This is a genomic window from Streptomyces tibetensis, from assembly GCF_040647715.1.
Lineage (GTDB): Bacteria > Actinomycetota > Actinomycetes > Streptomycetales > Streptomycetaceae > Streptomyces > Streptomyces tibetensis_A.
Genome location: NZ_JBEZCR010000004.1, coordinates 225,904 through 244,200 on the forward strand (window position 1 = coordinate 225,904; position 18,297 = coordinate 244,200).

Consider the following 18,297-nt stretch of genomic DNA (forward strand, 5'->3'; position numbering starts at 1 on the left):
CATGCCGAAACGCACGCGCTTCACGACCTGGAGACCGCTCGCGACGGCGGCCACGGCCACCCTCTTGGCCACCTTGCTCACCCCCGCGGCCGCACAGGCCGCACCGGCCGCCCCACGCGGGAGCGAACCCGTCTACTCCTACGAGAACGCCGTCCGCGAGGCCGTCTGGGTGGACACCGGGCTCGACGGCGACCGCGACGGGAGGGCCGACCGGGTCGCCGTCGACATCGTCCGCCCCCGCGAGACCGCCCGGCAGGGCCGCAAGGTCCCCGTCATCATGGACGCCAGCCCGTACTACTCCTGCTGCGGGCGTGGCAACGAGAGCCAGAAGAAGACCTACGACGCACAGGGCCGCGTCGTCCAGACGCCCCTGTACTACGACAACTACTTCGTCCCGCGCGGCTACGCCTTCGTCGGCGTGGACCTGGCCGGAACCAATCGCTCCGACGGTTGCGTCGACGTCGGCGGCCGCTCCGACATCCAGTCCGCGAAGGCCGTCGTCGACTGGCTGAACGGCCGCGCCAAGGCCTACACGAGCCGCACCGGCACCACCCGCGCCCGAGCGGGCTGGACCAACGGCCGCACCGGCATGATCGGCAAGAGCTGGGACGGCACCATCGCCAACGGCGTCGCCGCCACCGGCGTCAAGGGCCTGAAGACCATCGTCCCGATCAGCGCCATCTCCTCCTGGTACGACTACTACTTCCAGCAGGGCGCCCCGCTCTACGACTCCGGCCCCGAGTGGCTGTCGGACTACGTCGACAGCCCCGACGCGCGCGCCAAGTGCCAGGCCGTCCAGCACAAGCTCGTCGACGGCGCCCCGCGCACCGGCGACCGGACCCCCCTGTGGAGCGAGCGCGACTACGTGAAGGCCGCGCGCAAGGTCACGGCCAGTGTCTTCCTCGTGCACGGTATGCAGGACCTCAACGTCCGCATGAAGCACGTCGGCCCCTGGTGGAACGCCCTCGCCGAGAACGGCGTCGAGCGCAAGATCTGGCTCTCCCAGACCGGCCACGTCGACCCCTTCGACTTCCGCCGCGGCGCCTGGGTCGACACCCTGCACCGCTGGTTCGACCACGAACTCATGGGCTACGACAACGGCATCGACCGCGAGCCCATGGCCGACATCGAACGCGCACCCGACCGGTGGGAGACCTCCAGGACCTGGCCGCCGAGCGGCACCCGGGCCGCCACCCTGCGCCCCGACCGCGGCCACCGGGCCGGCGTCGGCACCCTCGGCCTGCACCGCGGTCACGGCACCGAGACCTTCACCGACGACCCGCAGCGGGGCGAGACCGACTGGGCCGCGCAGCTCGACGAGCCGACACCGGACAAGGCCGGCTTCAGCACCGGACCGCTCACCCGGGACCTGCGCCTGGCCGGCTCCTCCCGGGTCACCGTCACCGCCACGCCCTCCACCCCGACGGCCCACCTCTCCGCCGTCCTCGTGGACGTCGGCCCCGCCACGATCCGCGACTACGCCGACGGGGGCGAGGGCATCACGACCCTCACGGACCGGACCTGCTGGGGCGCGAGCACCACCGGCGACAGTTCCTGCTTCAAGGAGACGAAGGCCAAGACCACCGACGTCGGCTTCACGGTCGTCAGCCGCGGCTGGGCCGACCTCGGCAACCACGCCTCGGACCACAAGGGCTCCCCGCTGACCCCGGGCAAGCGGTACACGATCACCCTCGACCTCGCGGCGACCGACCACGTCGTCCGCACGGGCCACCGCCTGGCGCTGATCGTCGCGGGTACCGACCAGGGCCTCATCGACCCTCCCTCGGACAAGCCGAAGCTCACGCTCGACCTGGCCCGCACCTCGGCGCGGGTCCCGTTCGCCGGCGGAGCGGCCGCCTTCGCCCGTGCCACCACGGGCACCGCCGGCGCACCCGACGCCACGCTCCTGGACGGCGTGAGGGAGCCGCGCACCACCCACCGTGTCCCGGAGGCGAGCCAGTGATCCGTGCAGGCGCCCTGACAGCGACCACCGCGGCCCTCATGGCCTCCCTGGTCGCCGCACCGGCCCAGGCGGCCGGCGACTCCCCGCCGCGCACCGGTTTCGAGCAGTCGGACGGAGCCCGCTGGACCACCCAGCCCGAGGAGCAGGACTTCCTCCGGGCCGTCGAGCGGTCGGGCAGCCGCGTCTTCGTGACCCGCTTCGGCACGACGAAGCAGAACCGCCCGCTCCAGGTGGTGCGGATCGGAAACCGCCCGAGCCCCAGCAAGGTCCTGCTCGTGTGCAGCCAGCACGGCGACGAGCCCTCCGGCCGCGAGGCCTGCCTGACCACCGTCCGCGACCTCGCCCACGCACGCGACAGCCGCACCCGCAGGTTCCTGGACCGCACCACGGTCCTGGTCGTGCCCACCGCCAACCCGGACGGCCGGGCCGCGAACACCCGAGGCAACAGCGACGGCGTCGACATCAACCGCGACCACCTCGCCCTCAAGACCGCCGAGGGCCGCGCCCTGGCCGCCCTCATCCGCGACCAGCGCCCCGACATCGTCTACGACCTGCACGAGTACGGCGCCACCCCCCGGTTCTACGACAAGGACCTCTTCGACCTGTGGCCACGCAACCTCAACACCCACGAGGCGGTCCACGACGAGGCGCGGACCCTCTCCGAGGCGTACGTCCGCCCCGCCGCCCGGCGGGCCGGCCACTCGACGGGCACCTACGGCATCTGGACCGACCCCGAGACCGGTGATCCGGTCAAGCAGGTCGCCGGAGACGGACAGGAGCGCATTCTGCGCAACATGTCCGGTGTGAAGCACTCCGTCGGGCTACTCATCGAAAGCCGCGTCGATCCGCTCACCGAGGCGGAGAAGGCGGACGAGGCGCTCAACAACCGGCGCCGGGTCGCCTCCCAACTGGACGCGCTCAAGGGCATGTTCGGATACACCGAGCAGCGCCGCGCGCGCATCGAGGCGGCGACGGCACGGGCCCGGATCGAGGGCTACCTCGACACCGGCCCCGTCTACGTCGGCGGCGCCGACAACGAGGCCCCCGAACCGGACGACATCATCCCGAACCCACCCTGCGGTTATCGGCTCACCGCCGCCCAGTACGCCGAGGTGGGTGACGAACTCGCCCTGCACGGCGTGCGGGTGCGCAAGGACGGCGAGGGTGTGCTCGTCCCGCTGCGCCAGCCCCTGCGGGCGCTCGTGCCCCTGCTGCTCGACGACCGGGCCGAGTACCACCTGACGGGAGGTTCATACGAAACCGCATGTTGAGAGGGATGAGATTCCGCCAGTCGTGGTAGCAGCGTTTACGGAGGGCCTACATCCTCCCCCGCTGTCCCGATGAAAGGTTCCGCCTGTGACGCAAGAACGACCAACCGACAAGGACTCCCCGGAGGGAGCCGCGCTGCCGGGGTCGGAAGCGGGCCTGCCCGGTCAGGACCGGCCGCAGACCGACCGCATCGTCTTCGGCGTCACGGCGGCCCTCACCCTCGCCTTCGTGATCTGGGGCGCGACGGCGACCGACTCGCTCGAGAGCGTCTCCACCAGCATGCTCGGCGGCCTGCTGCACAACGGCGGCTGGGCGTTCATGCTCGCCGCCTCCGGCTTCGTCGTCTTCGCCCTCTGGCTCGCGATCAGCCGCTACGGCCGGATCCACCTCGGCGCGGAGGGCGAGGAACCCGAGTTCCGCACCGTGTCGTGGGTCGCGATGATGTTCAGCGCGGGCATGGGCATCGGCCTGATGTTCTACGGCGTGAGTGAGCCGCTCTCGCACTACGGCACGCCCCCGCCGGGCACGAACCCGGCCGACTCCGGCGACCGCATGGAGACGGCCATGGCCACCACCCTGTTCCACTGGACGCTCCACCCGTGGGCGATCTACGCCGTGGTGGGTCTGGCCATCGCCTACAGCACCTTCCGCAGGCGCCGGCGGCAGACCATCAGCGCCGTCTTCACCCCGCTCATCGGGAAGAAGAACGCCAACGGCGGCATCGGCCGGGCCATCGACGTCCTCGCGATCATCGCGACCGTCTTCGGCTCAGCCGCCTCCCTGGGCCTGGGCGCGCTCCAGATCGGCTCCGGTGTGCAGGAGCTGAAGTGGATGGACAAGGTGAGCACCGGGCTGCTCGTCACGATCATCGCGGTGCTGACCCTGGCCTTCGTCGCGTCCGCGGTCTCCGGTGTGGAGAAGGGCATCCAGTGGCTGTCCAACACCAACATGGTGCTGGCGCTGATCCTCGCCCTGTTCGTGTTCGTGGCGGGCCCGACCATCGTCGTCCTCGACCTGCTGCCCACCTCGGTCTTCGCCTACCTCGGCGACCTGCCCCAGCTGGCCGGCCGGACCGAGGCGAGCGGCGGCAAGGGCGTCGCCGACTGGCTGGGCAGCTGGACGGTCTTCTACTGGGCGTGGTGGATCTCCTGGACGCCGTTCGTCGGCATGTTCATCGCCCGCATCAGCCGGGGCCGCACCATCCGCCAGTTCGTCGGCGGTGTGATCCTCGTGCCCAGCACGGTCAGCCTGATCTGGTTCGCGATCTTCGGCGGCTCGGCGATGAAGATGCAGGAGGAGGGCCAACTCGGCAAGGAGGCGACCCCGGAGGGCCAGCTCTTCGGCGTGCTCCAGCAGTTCCCCGTCGCCACCGTCACGAGCCTGCTCGTGATGGTCCTCGTCGGCATCTTCTTCGTCTCCGGCGCCGACGCGGCCTCCATCGTCATGGGCACCCTGTCGCAGAAGGGCGCCCTCGAACCCGGCCGCTTCGTGGTCGTGTTCTGGGGCGTGGTCACCGGCGCGGTGGCCGCGATCATGCTGCTGGTCGGCAGCGGTCAGGGCGACGCCCTGACCGGTCTGCAGAACCTCACGATCCTCGCGGCCGCGCCGTTCGTCGTCGTGATGATCTTCATGTGCGTCGCCCTCATGCGCGACCTGCGCCGGGACCCGGTGATCGTGCGCGAGCAGATGGGCTCCGAGGCCGTCGAGATGGCCGTCATGGAAGGCCACAAGAAGTACGACGGCGAGTTCGAGTTCCGCGTCGGCCCGGGCCGCGGCCCGGACGTGGAGGGAGACCCCATCGGCAAGCACTGATCCGCACGGCGTGAGGCGGCCCGGGTTCCTGGAACCCGGGCCGCCTTCGCGTTGTGGCCCTCGGCCCGCGCCGGCCGTCTCAGCCCGGGACCAGCCGCGCGGCATCCTCCGCGCAGCCCCAGGCCACGGTGACGCCCCCGCCGCCGTGGCCGTAGTTGTGCACCAGGAGCCGCCCGTCCGGGAGGGTCTCACGCTCGAGCCGGACCGCCGGCCGGGTGGGCCGCAACCCCACCCGGTGCCCCAGCATACGGGCACCGGCGACCTCCGGCCGGAGGGCCGCACAGCGGCGGACGATCGCCTCCGCCTTCGCGGGATCCGGCTCCAGCGACCACGCGTCCTCCTCGGAGGTACCGCCGAGGACGAGCCCGCCCGGCTGCGGGAACAGGTACGCGTGCTCCCCGGCCGCGTCGGTGGAGACCAGCCAGGTGTCGATCCCCGGGTTCTCCACGACGACCAACTGCCCGCGCACGGGCCGCACGGACGGGTCCGGCACGAGCTCCCGCGCGGCGAGACCCGTGCAGTTGACCACGACGGGCGCGTCCACCTCCGCGAAGGAGGACACCGAACGCGTCTCGACCACACCGCCCGCCGCGGTGAACCGCTCCCGCAGCCACGGCAGATGGGCCGGCATGTCGATGAGCGGCAGCCGCGCCCACAGGCCCGTCCCCGCGTACTCGTCGGCCGTGGCCGCCCGCAGTCCCGGCACCCGGCCCTCCAGCCACGCGTCGGCCTCGTCCAGGCGGACCTCTCCCTGCACGCCCTCGACCATGCGTACGCCGGCCGGTTCGGTCCCTTCCGCCAGCTCCTCGTACACCTCCAGCGACCGCAGCGCCCACGCGCGCGCCGTCGCGACCGGCTCGATCCGGTACGGCCACCACAGCGCGCCCGCGACGGCAGAGGTGGTCGCCTCGACGGCGTCCCGCGTCCACACCCGCACCCGCCGGCCCCGCTCCGCGAGAACAAGGGCGGTCGTCAGCCCGATGACTCCGCCGCCGACCACCACGATCTCGCCATTCGGTTCACGCGTCATGCCCCGGACCGTAGCGGAATCCGTCATGCCGTGCTCACATCACACTCGGTGTGGGGATACTCACCGTATGTGTGCCGAGTATGCGACGTTCGGCCTGGCGCCCGCGATGCGGGCCGGGGGAGTACGCAACGACGGTGGTTACCAGGTCCACCGGGACTTCGTGGACTTCATCGTCGACGGACGCCCCCTGCTGTTCCGGCTCTCCGACCTCGACGCGGTCTCCCCGCTCGCCTCCGACGTCCCGCCCGCGATCTTCACCGCGCAGGTCCGCAGCCTGCTCCTGCAAAGCCCGGCCCCCCTGCCCGGCGGCCGCTACGTCGTCTACGGCTGCCCCGAGTGCGAGGACCTGGCCTGCGGCGCCGTCACCGCGGTGATCCGCGGCGACGGCGAGGACTTCGTCTGGCGGGACTTCGCCTGGCAGACCGACGAACACGCCGACCTGGAGCTCAACGGCTACCACGGCATCGGCCCGTTCCGCTTCCGCGGCGCCGAGTACCGGACGGCGCTGAGCGCCCTGCTGAACGGCTCCGCGCCCGATCCCCGGCGCCGCGTCCTGCTGATCGGCACCCGCGTCGCCGTCCTCGCCAAGCTGGCCGCCGCCTTGCGCACCATCGGCGTCGGCGCCGACATCGCCCAGGACGCCGACGGCGTATCCGCCGACGAACTCCGCGGCTACGGCGCCGTCGCCTTCGGTCACACGGCCGGGGAGCAGGAACGTGCCGCCGTCCGCCGCGCCTTCGAGCGCGCCGGGGTCCCGGTCGCCCACGTCGACGGCCTCGCCCCGATCGTGCCGCTCCTCGTCGCCCAGATCGAACACGCGCTGGACCGCAGCCCGGCCGAGCAACGCCGCCTCACCGGCCTGACCGTGACCGACGGCGGCGCGCACGTCGAGGTCACCTCCCCCTGCCGGGTCACCCTGACCGCGTACCGCCTCGACCGTCTCTCCCGCACCCACACCCACGAGGTCTTCGACGGCGTCCTCGAAGCGGGCCGCCACCGGCTCGTCCTCGACGCGAAGGCGGCCAGGGGCCGCTCGTTCGTCGTGGCGCGCACCTCCGGAAGCGTCGTGGTGGCGGCCGTGCGGCAGTGAGCGGCCCGGCGGCTAGGATCGGCGCCCTGATGACTGCCACCCTCGTCGCCAAGAACCTCGCCGCCGGCCACGGCGACCGCTCCCTGTTCACCGGACTCGACCTGGTCGTCGCACCCGGCGATGTGATCGGCCTGGTCGGGGCCAACGGCGCGGGCAAGTCCACCCTGCTCAGGATGCTCGCCGGACTCACCGCTCCCGAGCAGGGTGAGCTGCGACTGTCCCCGCCGACCGCCACCGTCGGCCACCTCCCGCAGGAACCGGATCGCCGGCCCGACGAGACCGTACGGGCGTTCCTGGCCCGCCGCACCGGCGTCGCCGAGGCCCAGCGGACCATGGACGAGGCGACCCAAGCCCTGGTCGACGGGGCGCCCGGAGCCGACGACGCCTACGCCACAAGCCTGGAGCGCTGGCTCGGGCTCGGCGGTGCCGACCTCGACGAACGCGCCGAGGAGGTCGCCGACGGCCTCGGTCTCGCGGTGGGCCTGGACCAGCCGATGACGTCCCTGTCCGGCGGCCAGGCGGCCCGCGCCGGCCTCGCCTCCCTGCTCCTGTCCCGCTACGACGTCTTCCTCCTCGACGAGCCGACCAACGACCTCGACCTGGACGGCCTGGAGCGCCTCGAACGCTTCGTCAGCGGCCTGCGTGCCGGCACGGTGGTCGTCAGCCACGACCGCGAGTTCCTCACCCGCACCGTCACCAAGGTCCTCGAACTCGACCTCGCCCAGCGACAGATCAACCTCTTCGGCGGCGGCTACGAGGCCTACCTGGAGGAGCGCGAGGTGGCCCGCCGGCACGCCCGCGACGAGTTCGAGGAGTACGCCGACAAGAAGGCGGCCCTCCAGGACCGCGCGCAGACGCAGCGCTCCTGGATGGACAAGGGCGTGAAGAACGCGCGCCGCAAGGCGGGCAACGACAACGACAAGATCGGCCGCAAGTTCCGCAGCGAGGCCAGCGAGAAGCAGGCCGCGAAGGCCCGCCAGACGCAGCGCATGATCGAGCGCCTGGACGTCGTCGAGGAGCCCCGCAAGGAGTGGGAGCTGCGCATGGAGATCGCGTCGGCCCCGCGCTCGGGCGCCGTCGTCGCGACCCTGCGCGATGCCGAGGTGCGCCGCGGCGGCTCCGGCGGGTTCGTTCTGGGGCCCGTCTCCCTGCAGATCGACTGGGCGGACCGGGTGGCGGTGACGGGCGCGAACGGTGCCGGCAAGTCCACGCTGCTCGCCGCCCTCCTCGGCCGTGTCCCGCTGGACGCCGGGCACGCCGCACTCGGCTCGGGCGTCCTGCTCGGCGAGGTCGACCAGGCCCGCAAGCTGTTCCACGGCGAGGAATCGCTGCTCGACGCCTTCCGCACGGCCGTCCCGGACACCGAACCGGTCGAGATCCGCACTCTCCTGGCCAAGTTCGGCCTCAAGACCGATCACGTGCTGCGCCCGGCGGCGAGCCTCTCCCCGGGCGAACGCACCCGGGCCGCGTTGGCGCTGCTCCAGGGCCGGGGCGTGAACCTCCTGGTCCTCGACGAGCCGACCAACCACCTCGACCTGCCGGCCATCGAGCAACTGGAGGCCGCTCTCGACGCCTACGAGGGCACCCTCCTGCTGGTCACCCACGACCGCCGCATGCTGGACGCGGTGCACGTCACCCGCCGCCTGGAGGTGGCGGAGGGCAAGGTGACCGAGCGCTAACGGGCCGTCAGGCGCGAGGCCAGCTGCGGATAGTCGACGACGTACCCCTCCTCGTCGAACTCCAGATCGCTGCGGAAGTCGCCCGAGGCGAAGCGGACGCGCCCCGGTCGCAGATGGGTGTAGGTCTGCCGGGACGGCCGCACGGCCAGGTCCGGAACCGACACCCAGGCCATCCGGAACTCCCGCTCACCGGGCTCCCGGTGGAGCCCGTGCCGCAGCACCGGCATGGTGTTGGTGAGCGGACACAGCCCGAGATCGCAGTCGACGGCACCGCCGACGTCCGGGAGCGGCTCGCCGTTCGCGGTCCAGCCGCCCCCACCGTCATGGAGCAGATCGAGCGTGCGGCTGCCGTCGGCGGACTCGACGGTCACCCGGAGCCGACGGGTCACGAAGCGGTCGGTTGTGTCGAGTTCGTACGTGACCCAGTAGGGCTCGGGATCGGTCCCGACAGCCCGCCCACGCGCCCGCAGCACGCCTTCCCCGAGCTCCGGCCAGGCGGTCTCGAACCCCCTGCTCGCGAACACTTCCCAGGTGATGGCGGACATGCCCTCACTCTAGGTCTGAAAGGGGAGCGAAGCTCCCCTTTCAGGGGCGCGGGGCTGCGTTCCATGTGCGACCTACCGCCGCGTGGACGCGACCAGCCACCACGAACCCGCAGCTCCCCACCACCCCAAAAGCCGCGACGAAGCCGTCAGCGACGCCCGCCCTTGGGATCGGCAAGCCCCGCCCGACGCAGCGCGTCGGCCATCGCGCTGTTGGCGGGAGGGGGCGCCTGACGCGAACCTCCGCCACCGCCCCGGCCGCCCTGCCGCTGCTGCGGCGGACGCCCGCCGCGCTGCCGGCGCTCACCCGGGCCGCCGCCCTGCTGTCCCTGCTGGGCCGCCTCGTCCTCCAGACGCAGCGTCAGTGAAATCCGCTTGCGCGGGATGTCGACGTCGAGCACCTTCACCTTGACGATGTCGCCGGGCTTCACCACGTCCCGCGGGTCCTTCACGAACGTCTTCGACATGGCGGAGACGTGCACCAGGCCGTCCTGGTGGACACCGACGTCGACGAACGCCCCGAACGCGGCGACGTTCGTCACGACGCCCTCCAGGATCATCCCGGACGACAGGTCGGAGATCTTCTCCACGCCCTCCTTGAAGGCGGCCGTCTTGAAGGCCGGGCGCGGGTCGCGCCCGGGCTTCTCCAGCTCCTTCAGGATGTCGGTGACGGTGGGCAGACCGAACTTCTCGTCCACGAAGTCCTGCGGCTTCAGCGAGCGCAGCACGCCGGTGTTGCCGACCAGCGAGGCGACCTCCTGCCCCGCGGTCTTCACCATGCGCCGGACCACCGGGTACGCCTCCGGGTGCACGCTCGACGCGTCCAGCGGGTCCTCACCGCCACGGATCCGCAGGAAGCCCGCGCACTGCTCGTACGCCTTCGGACCGAGCCGCGCCACCTTCTTCAGCTCGCCGCGGGCCTTGAAGGGCCCGTTGTGGTCCCGGTGCGCCACGATGTTCTCGGCGAGCCCGGAGGTGATGCCGGAGACCCGGGCGAGCAGCGGGGCCGACGCCGTGTTGACGTCCACGCCGACGCCGTTCACACAGTCCTCCACCACCGCGTCCAGCGAACGCGACAGCTTCACCTCGGACAGGTCGTGCTGGTACTGGCCGACGCCGATCGACTTCGGGTCGATCTTCACCAGCTCGGCCAGCGGGTCCTGCAGACGCCGGGCGATCGACACGGCGCCGCGCAGCGACACGTCCATGTCGGGCAGCTCCTGCGAGGCGAAGGCGGACGCCGAGTACACGGACGCGCCGGCCTCGGACACCATCACCTTCGTCAGGTTCAGCTCAGGGTGCTTGCTGATCAGTTCCCCGGCGAGCTTGTCGGTCTCCCGGGACGCCGTGCCGTTGCCGATGGCGATCAGCTCGACCGCGTGCTCCTTCGCGAGGCGGGCCAGCTTGGCGATGGCCTCGTCCCACCGGTTGGCCGGGACGTGGGGGTGGATGACGTCCGTGGCGACGACCTTGCCGGTCGCGTCGACCACGGCGACCTTCACGCCCGTGCGGAAGCCGGGGTCCAGGCCGAGTGTCGCGCGGGTGCCGGCCGGGGCGGCGAGCAGCAGGTCACGCAGGTTCGCCGCGAAGACCCGCACCGCCTCGTCCTCGGCTGCCGTACGCAGCCGCAGCCGCAGGTCGATGCCGAGGTGGACGAGGATGCGCGTGCGCCACGCCCAGCGGACCGTGTCCTTCAGCCACTTGTCCCCGGGGCGGCCCCGGTCGTAGATCCCGAACTTGTGCGCGACGATCCCCTCGTACGAGGAGGGCCCGTCCGTCTGCTCCTCGGGCTCCAGGACGAGGTCGAGGACCTCTTCCTTCTCGCCGCGGAGCATCGCGAGGACGCGGTGCGAGGGCAGCTCCGTGAACGGCTCGGCGAAGTCGAAGTAGTCGGCGAACTTCGCGCCCGCCTCCTCCTTGCCCTCCCGTACCTTGGCGGTGAGCCGCCCGCGCACCCACATGCGCTCGCGCAGCTCGCCGATCAGGTCGGCGTCCTCCGAGAACCGCTCGGTGAGGATGGCCCGGGCGCCGTCGAGGGCCGCCTGCGGGTCGGCGACGCCCTTGTCGGCGTCGACGAACGCGGCGGCCGCGGCGAGGGGGTCCACGGTGGGATCGCCGAGCAGCCCCTCCGCCAGCGGCTCGAGGCCCGCCTCGCGGGCGATCTGCGCCTTGGTGCGCCGCTTGGGCTTGTAGGGCAGATAGATGTCCTCCAGGCGCGCCTTCGTCTCGGCGCCCCGGATGCTCGCCTCCAGCTCCTCGGTGAGCTTGCCCTGCTCGCGCACCGACTCCAGGATCGCCGTCCGCCGCTCCTCCAGCTCCCGCAGATAGCGCAGTCGCTCCTCGACGGTGCGCAGTTGCGCGTCGTCGAGCATCTCGGTCGCTTCCTTGCGGTAGCGGGCGATGAAGGGCACCGTGGAACCGCCGTCGAGCAGTTCCACGGCGGCCCTGACCTGCCGCTCCCGTACGCCGAGCTCCTCGGCGATCCTGCCTTCGATGGACACTGCGTTGATGGACCCGTTGGACCCGGGTGTCGTCACGATCCCGTACCGCCTTCTCCGCTGAGGTTGCGCGGCAATTGTGGCAGGTGGCACCGGCACATGGGGATCAGGGCGGCACCCGGCAGGTCCGTGTCCGGATCAGGCCCTGCGGGTGGAGGACGAGGCCCCGCCGAAGAGCCGGGCCAGCGCCCGGAAGGGCAGGGTCACGACGGTGGCGATGGCACCGCCGATCTGGCGCAGCACGTCTGCGATAGCACGGAACACGGAATTCCCCTTTCTCCACTCCCGGCCGCGCCGGCCGGTGGAGTGCGGGTACCTCGCAGACGCGTCACTATGCGTCACCTCTGCCGATCAGATCCGCCGGGAAGGCCCCCGCCCCGAGCGCCGCCTGCGCGAACACCCCGCCCAGCTCGGTCAGCCGGGCCACTCCCTGCGGGCCGAGATGCTCGTACGGGGCGCGGTCCAGGCGGTCCGTCTCGTCCTCGATCTCCCCGCGCAGGGCCGCGCCGCCTTCCGTGAGGTCGCCGGAGGCGTCCAGCAGTCCGCGCCCCCGCAGCCGGTCCGTCGCCGCGTCCCATTCCTCCCGGCTCCAGCCCCGGGTGGCGCACACCCACTTCGGGGCCATGCCCTTGCCCGTCGCCGTGTGGGTCACCATCGCCTCCAGGCCGTCGAGACCCGCGGACATCAGGGCGGCCAGGTGCCCGTCACCGCGGTGCTCGCGCAGCAGGGTAGCCGCGTGCCAGTAGGCGAGGTGCGGCTCCTCGGGGACGGGCAGGTCGGCGTGTGCCGAGTACAGCGGCCGGGCGCCGCGCGAGCAGGCCTCGGCGGCGCGCAGTGCCAGCCGTGCGGCCTCGGCCATCTCCGCCGACGCCACGGCCTTCTCGCCGAGCAGGCGGCGCAGTGTCGCGTCGACCGCGCGGGTGCGTGCGGCCAGGACCTGTCCCGGGGTGGCGGTCTCCCACACCGCCGGCACGTACCGGGCCACGAGCTCGTACTTGTAGTTGTAGAAGGCGGCCGTCACGGCACCGGCCCCGACCGGCCCGAAGGCGGCGGCCCGCACGGCGAAGTTCACGGCACGCGGGTCGGTGAGCCCGATGGCGCCCAGTTCGCGCCCGAGGTCGGGGGAGAAGTAGTGCGTCGCGTGCAGGGAGTTGAGCACGGTGTGGCAGCGTCGGCCGGCGCGCGGCTCCAGAGCGGCAGTCGTCATGCCCGGCAGGTTACCAACCGCTTGGTATGTACCCCACGGGCAGGCACCGCATGGCAGGAAAGGTGGGGTACTCGTCCTTGCCGCCACGCGCCGCCCCGCGAAGAATCGACGGCATGGCCCCCCGCACGGTTCTCGCCGTCCTCTTCGACGGCCTGCAGAGTCTCGACGTCACCGGACCCCTGGAGGTCTTCGCGGGCGCGGACCTGCTCGCCCCGGGCGCGTACCGGATCCGCACGGCCTCGCTCGACGGGGCGCCCGTGCGGACCACCAGCGGCCTCACGCTCGTCCCCGACCAGTCGCTGGTCTCCGCGCCCGACCCGGACCTCCTCCTGGTCCCCGGCGGCACGGGCAGCCTGCGGCCCGACCCGCGCCTGGTCGACTGGGTGCGCGAGCGCGGACCACGCGCCGGGCGCCTGGTCTCGGTGTGCACCGGTGCCGCCGTGCTCGCCGAGGCGGGCCTGCTGGACGGCCGCCGCGCCACGACCCACTGGGCCTACTGCGACCGGCTCGCCCGCGCCCACCCGGCCGTCGAGATCGACCCCGACCCCGTCTACGTGCGCGACGGGCACATCGCCACCTCCGCTGGTGTCACCGCCGGCATCGATCTCGCCCTCGCCCTGGTCGAGGAGGACCTGGGCCGGGACGCCGCCCTCACCATCGCCCGCCACCTGGTGGTGTTCCTGCGCCGCCCCGGCAACCAGGCCCAGTTCAGCGCCCAGCTCGCGGCCCAGACGGCACAGCGCGAGCCCCTGCGGGACGTCCAGCGCTGGATCACCGACCACCCGGACGCGGACCTCTGCGTCGAGACCCTCGCCGCCCGCGCCCGTCTCTCACCCCGCCACTTCGCCCGGGCCTTCCGTGCCGAGACCGGCATGACACCGGGCCGCTACGTGGACCGGGTCCGCCTCGAACACGCCCGGCGCCTGCTGGAGGACACCGCCGACGGCATCGAGGAGATCGCCCGCACCAGCGGCTACGGCACGCCCGAGGCCATGCGCCGTGCGTTCGTTCGGACGCTCGGGACGCCCCCGGCCGAATACCGCCGTCGCTTCCGCCCCGCGACCACGCCCTGAACACCCATCCCAGCTGCCGACGGAAGGACCTCCATGCAGATCGCCATCGTCCTCTACGACCGCTTCACCGCCCTCGACGCCGTCGGCCCCTACGAGACCCTCGGCCGGCTCCCGGACGCGGAGACCGTCTTCGTCGCCGAGGAGGCCGGCCCCGTGCGGAACGACTCGGGGAACCTCGCGATCACCGCCGACCGCACCCTGGCCGACGTACCCCGCCCCGACATCATCGTGGTCCCCGGCGGCCCGGGGCCGCTCCCGCTGGCGGCGGACGGCGCCCTGCTCACCTGGCTGCGCACCGCCGACGCCACCAGCACCTGGACGACGTCCGTGTGCACCGGCTCCCTGTTGCTCGCCGCCGCCGGACTCCTGCGGGGCCGCCGCGCCACGTCCCACTGGCTGGCCCTGGAGGAGCTGAAGCGTCACGGCGCCGAACCCACGGGGGAGCGGGTCGTCACCGACGGCAAGTACGTCACCGCGGCCGGCGTCTCCTCCGGCATCGACATGGGCCTCACCCTGCTCGGCCGGATCGCGGGCGACGAGCACGCGCAGCTCGTCCAGCTCGCCGCCGAGTACGACCCGCAGCCGCCCTACGACGCCGGTTCACCCGAGAAGGCCCCCGCGCACCTCGTCGAACTGCTCCGCACGCACTCCGGCGTCATCCTGACGTAGGCGCGCTCCAGCCGAACCGCGGCTGCCGGCGCTCCAGGAAGGCGGCGACCCCCTCCGCGGCGTCGCCGCTCGCCCGCGCCTGCCCGGCCCAGTGCGCGTCCCGGTCCGTACGACCGTCCGCGAACTCCTTGGCCGCCGCCTGCGTCAGCTGCGAACGGGACGCCAGGATCCGGGTGAACTCGGCGACCCTCTTGCCGAGTTCGCCCCCGGGCAGCACCTCGTCCACCAGCCCGGTGCGCAGCGCCCGCTGTGCGTCGATCAACTCCCCGGAGAACAGCAGGTACTTGGCGGTGGCCGGACCCACCAGGGACACCAGCCGCCGGGTCGAGGACGCCGCATACACGATGCCGAGCTTCGCGGGTGTCACACCGAACAGCGCACCTTCCTCGGCGAACCGCAGGTCACAGGCCGCCGCCAGCTGCGATCCGCCGCCCACGCAGTGCCCCCGGATCGAGGCCAGCGTCGGCTTCGGGAACGCGGCCAGCGCCTCCTCGGCCCGCACGGCCAGCCCCTGAGCCTCCTCGGGGGAGCCCCGCAGCGTCGAGATGTCGGCCCCGGCGCAGAACGTACCGCCCTCACCGGTCAGCACCAGCGCCCGTACGGCAGGGTCCTGCGCGAGCTTCTCCAGCAGAGTGGGAAGGGAGCGCCACATCGCGGCCGTCATGGCGTTGCGCTTCTCGGGATGACGTATGACGACCGTCGCGACCGAGTCGGTCACACGGTGCTCCAGATGCGGCTCCATGCGCCGGATGCTATCCGGATGCCAAACCCGTACAACCCGAATAGTTCGCCGAGACGGCACAACAGGGACAGGAGCAGTCCCACAACTGACCGTGTCATACGCCAACGGTCAGAAGCGCTCGATACGTGCTGACTTCTGTTCAGTCCCGGGGCGCGAGGCGCATCGTTACCAACACTCGGTGTGTGGCGACAATCGAGCGCGAGGGTGGCGACCGGACTATGGACGACGACGGGCGTGGGTTCGGTCCGCGCCCGGAGGGCGGCGCGGCGCCCTTCGGCCCGGGGCCCGCGGAACCGCTGCCGTACGAAGGGGTCTGGAGGTTCACCGCACCGGCGGTCGAGGCCTCGGTCCCCCAGGCACGGCACGCCGTGCGGGACCTGCTGCTGCGGCAGGGGGTGCCCGTCTCGGACGACTTGGCGCAGGGCCTGCTGCTGATCGTCTCGGAGCTGGTGACGAACGCCGTGAAGCACGCGGCCGTGCTGTCCCCGACGATCGCCGTCGAGCTGGCCGTCGGCGCCGAGTGGCTCCGGGTGTCCGTGGAGGACAACCATCCGTACCGGCCCACCGCCCTGGAGACGGACCACGGCCGTACCGGGGGGCGCGGGCTGCTCCTGGTCCGCGAGGTCACCCGCGAGGCGGGCGGCGTGTGCGAGGTCGAGCACACCGCCAGCGGCGGCAAGGTGGTCTGGGCCGCCCTGCCGCTCAAAACCGCGCGCCTGGCCTGACGCCCGCCGGGGGCCGGGATCACCAGCCGGCCGACGGACCCGTCAGCTCCCTGATCGCAGGCCGGGCCGCGTCCAGGACGGTCATGAACCAGGACGAGAAGGCGTCCTTGGCGTGCCGCTCCGCCAGCTCCGGCGGGGTCACGAACACCGTCGACGCCACCTCCTCCGGGTCCGGCCGCACCACGGCCTGCACCATGCCGACGAAGAGGTGGTTGTACTCCTGCTCCACCAGGCCGGACTCAGGGTCCGGGTGGTTGTAGCGGACGGTGCCCGCCTCGGCCAGCAGGGAGGGGGACGCGCCGAGTTCCTCGAAGGTGCGCCGCGCCGCCGCCGCGAAGGGCGCCTCGCCGGGGTAGGGGTGGCCGCAGCACGTGTTGGACCACACACCCGGGGAGTGGTACTTGCCCAGCGCGCGCTGCTGGAGGAGCAGCCGGCCGTACTCGTCGAAGAGGAACACCGAGAACGCGCGGTGCAGCTGTCCGGGAGCCTGGTGGGCGGCGAGCTTCTCCGCGGTGCCGATCGTCACGCCGTCCTCGTCGACCAGTTCCAGCAAAATCGCGTCTGCGGTGCCGTTCGACGGGTTGTGCGTCGCGGTGGCAGGTGTGATCGGCATACCCATCCTTCACATCGGTCTTCGCGCCCCAAGTCTGCCGTACGAATCCGGCACTCCCGGCACTTCACGGCACGCCCGCATGTCCCGCGCGGTGGCGCGGACCGCGGGCGGCGCCGCTCGGACGCCGGGAAAGCCGGGAAAGCCGGGAAAGGGGACCCGGTAGATGATCGTGCCCGGCCGGGCAGGCGGAAATTCGTCCCTGCCGGGGCTGTGGGGCTCAGGGCGCGTTCGCGTGGCGCAAGGTTGCGTCCTCCGGCGCACACGCACCCGACGTGCGCCCCAACCCCTCCCACCCGCCCCGGCTGGCTCGCACCCCTGCCCCACCCGATGCACACGCCGAGCAACCTCAGTGGCAGAGACGCGCCTCATGCTCCGCGTGCCCGACCGGTTCCAGCTGGAAGGTGCAGTGCTCCACGTCGAAGTGGTCGCCGAGGCAGCCCTGCAGCTCGTGGAGCATCTTCTCGTGGCCGATCGCGTTGAGGGCCTCCGAGCTGACGACGACGTGCGCCGACAGCACCGGCATACCGGAGGTGATCGTCCAGGCGTGCAGGTCGTGCACGTCCTCCACACCGTCGGTGGCGAGGATGTGCGACCGCACCTCCGCCATGTCGACGCCCTTGGGGGCGGCCTCCAGCAGCACGGAGAGCGTCTCGCTCAGCAGTTTCCACGTCCGGGGGGCGATCATCAGCGCGATGACGAGCGAGGCGATCGGGTCGGCGGGCTGCCAGCCCGTGAGCATGATCACCACGGACGACACGATCACCGTGACCGAGCCCAGGGCATCGGCCGCCACCTCCAGGAACGCGCCGCGCACATTCAGGCTCTCCTTCTGCCCGCGCATCAGCAGCGACAGCGAGACGAGGTTCGCCACCAGGCCGATCGCACCGAACAGCAGAGCCAGCCGGCCCTCGGTCTCCGCCGGCGTGATGAAGCGCTGGACCGACTCGTACACGACGTAGCCGCCGGCCCCGAGCAGCAGCAGACAGTTGGCCAGGGCGGCGAGGATCTCGGCCCGGGCGTAGCCGAAGGTGGCCCGGTCGCTGGGCGGCCGGTTCGCGAAGTGGATCGCGAGCAGTGCCATGCCGAGACCGAGGGCGTCCGTCGCCATGTGCGCGGAGTCCGCGACGAGCGCCAGGGAGTCCGCCAGGGCGCCGCCGACGACCTGCACGACCACGATGCCGAGCGTGATCGCCAGCGCGGCGCGCAGCCTGCCGCGGTACGCCGAGGTCGTCGTACCGCCGGCCCCCGCGCCGTGCGCGTGCCCGTGATCGTGCCCAGCCCCCATGAGAAGTCCGCCTCCCTGCGTTCGCCTGATCGTGTTCGGGGACCCCAGTGAACTACGGGGAGGGGGTATGTGCAACGCGGCACTGAACACCGTTGTCATG

Annotated in this window: 16 protein-coding genes; 8 read left to right on the forward strand and 8 right to left on the reverse strand. The window is 72.2% G+C overall.

Going from position 1 to position 18,297, the window contains the following annotated elements; genetic code table 11:
- Position 1: 1 nt before the first annotated feature.
- From AB0B29_RS12655 to AB0B29_RS12665, 3 genes are all read left to right on the forward strand, one after another.
- A complete protein-coding gene (locus AB0B29_RS12655) occupies positions 2 to 1,963 on the forward strand; it encodes a Xaa-Pro dipeptidyl-peptidase (RefSeq protein WP_362237740.1) in 1,962 nt (653 codons plus the stop codon).
- On the forward strand, positions 1,960 to 3,234 hold the full coding sequence (locus tag AB0B29_RS12660; RefSeq protein WP_436845837.1) for a M14 family metallopeptidase: 1,275 nt from the start codon (positions 1,960 to 1,962) through the stop codon (positions 3,232 to 3,234). Before AB0B29_RS12655 ends, AB0B29_RS12660 begins: the two co-directional genes overlap by 4 nt.
- A gap of 85 nt (positions 3,235 to 3,319) precedes the next feature.
- Positions 3,320 to 5,044, forward strand: coding sequence for a BCCT family transporter (locus tag AB0B29_RS12665; protein WP_362237742.1), 1,725 nt, complete (start codon positions 3,320 to 3,322; stop codon positions 5,042 to 5,044).
- Positions 5,045 to 5,123: 79 nt separating this feature from the next.
- Here the strand turns inward: AB0B29_RS12665 and AB0B29_RS12670 are convergent, their stop codons facing one another.
- The gene (locus tag AB0B29_RS12670) at positions 5,124 to 6,074 is read right to left on the reverse strand and encodes an FAD-dependent oxidoreductase (RefSeq protein ID WP_362237745.1); all 951 of its coding nucleotides are present in this window, start codon (positions 6,072 to 6,074) and stop codon (positions 5,124 to 5,126) included.
- A gap of 67 nt (positions 6,075 to 6,141) precedes the next feature.
- Between AB0B29_RS12670 and AB0B29_RS12675 the strand changes: the two genes are divergently transcribed.
- Positions 6,142 to 7,164, forward strand: coding sequence for an oxidoreductase (locus tag AB0B29_RS12675; RefSeq protein WP_362237747.1), 1,023 nt, complete (start codon positions 6,142 to 6,144; stop codon positions 7,162 to 7,164).
- Between the two features lie 29 nt (positions 7,165 to 7,193).
- Positions 7,194 to 8,843, forward strand: coding sequence for an ABC-F family ATP-binding cassette domain-containing protein (locus tag AB0B29_RS12680; protein WP_362237749.1), 1,650 nt, complete (start codon positions 7,194 to 7,196; stop codon positions 8,841 to 8,843).
- Here AB0B29_RS12680 and AB0B29_RS12685 read toward each other — a convergent pair.
- The 4 genes from AB0B29_RS12685 to AB0B29_RS12700 all read right to left on the reverse strand — a co-directional run bounded on the left by AB0B29_RS12685 (position 8,840) and on the right by AB0B29_RS12700 (position 13,090).
- The gene (locus AB0B29_RS12685; RefSeq protein WP_362237751.1) at positions 8,840 to 9,388 is read right to left on the reverse strand and encodes a putative glycolipid-binding domain-containing protein; all 549 of its coding nucleotides are present in this window, start codon (positions 9,386 to 9,388) and stop codon (positions 8,840 to 8,842) included. The two genes, AB0B29_RS12680 and AB0B29_RS12685, sit on opposite strands and share 4 nt — an antisense overlap.
- Before the next feature lie 146 nt (positions 9,389 to 9,534).
- The gene (locus tag AB0B29_RS12690; protein ID WP_362237753.1) at positions 9,535 to 11,922 is read right to left on the reverse strand and encodes a Tex family protein; all 2,388 of its coding nucleotides are present in this window, start codon (positions 11,920 to 11,922) and stop codon (positions 9,535 to 9,537) included.
- A 99-nt stretch (positions 11,923 to 12,021) separates the two neighbouring features.
- Positions 12,022 to 12,147, reverse strand: coding sequence for an LPFR motif small protein (locus tag AB0B29_RS12695; RefSeq protein WP_267889763.1), 126 nt, complete (start codon positions 12,145 to 12,147; stop codon positions 12,022 to 12,024).
- Between the two features lie 67 nt (positions 12,148 to 12,214).
- Positions 12,215 to 13,090, reverse strand: a complete 876-nt coding sequence (locus tag AB0B29_RS12700) for an SCO6745 family protein (protein WP_362237755.1) — start codon at positions 13,088 to 13,090, stop codon at positions 12,215 to 12,217.
- 113 nt (positions 13,091 to 13,203) lie between these two features.
- Between AB0B29_RS12700 and AB0B29_RS12705 the strand changes: the two genes are divergently transcribed.
- Both AB0B29_RS12705 and AB0B29_RS12710 read left to right on the forward strand, forming a co-directional pair.
- Positions 13,204 to 14,163 (forward strand): GlxA family transcriptional regulator, encoded by a 960-nt coding sequence (locus tag AB0B29_RS12705; protein WP_362237758.1) that lies wholly within the window; start codon positions 13,204 to 13,206, stop codon positions 14,161 to 14,163.
- A gap of 33 nt (positions 14,164 to 14,196) precedes the next feature.
- Positions 14,197 to 14,832, forward strand: coding sequence for a DJ-1/PfpI family protein (locus AB0B29_RS12710; protein WP_362237761.1), 636 nt, complete (start codon positions 14,197 to 14,199; stop codon positions 14,830 to 14,832).
- Here AB0B29_RS12710 and AB0B29_RS12715 read toward each other — a convergent pair.
- Positions 14,819 to 15,574: an enoyl-CoA hydratase/isomerase family protein gene (locus tag AB0B29_RS12715; protein WP_362237764.1), complete on the reverse strand. Its 756-nt coding sequence runs from the start codon at positions 15,572 to 15,574 to the stop codon at positions 14,819 to 14,821. The genes AB0B29_RS12710 and AB0B29_RS12715 overlap by 14 nt on opposite strands.
- Positions 15,575 to 15,792: 218 nt before the next feature.
- Here AB0B29_RS12715 and AB0B29_RS12720 point away from each other — a divergent pair, with 218 nt between their 5' ends.
- Positions 15,793 to 16,299, forward strand: coding sequence for an ATP-binding protein (locus AB0B29_RS12720; RefSeq protein WP_362238677.1), 507 nt, complete (start codon positions 15,793 to 15,795; stop codon positions 16,297 to 16,299).
- A gap of 19 nt (positions 16,300 to 16,318) precedes the next feature.
- Here AB0B29_RS12720 and idi read toward each other — a convergent pair whose 3' ends face one another.
- Together idi and AB0B29_RS12730 are read right to left on the reverse strand one after the other, a co-directional pair.
- Positions 16,319 to 16,912 carry an isopentenyl-diphosphate Delta-isomerase gene (gene idi, locus AB0B29_RS12725; protein ID WP_362237766.1) on the reverse strand — a complete coding sequence of 198 codons (594 nt, stop codon included), beginning with the start codon at positions 16,910 to 16,912 and terminating at the stop codon, positions 16,319 to 16,321.
- 346 nt (positions 16,913 to 17,258) lie between these two features.
- Positions 17,259 to 18,197, reverse strand: coding sequence for a cation diffusion facilitator family transporter (locus AB0B29_RS12730; RefSeq protein ID WP_362237769.1), 939 nt, complete (start codon positions 18,195 to 18,197; stop codon positions 17,259 to 17,261).
- Positions 18,198 to 18,297: the final 100 nt, after the last annotated feature.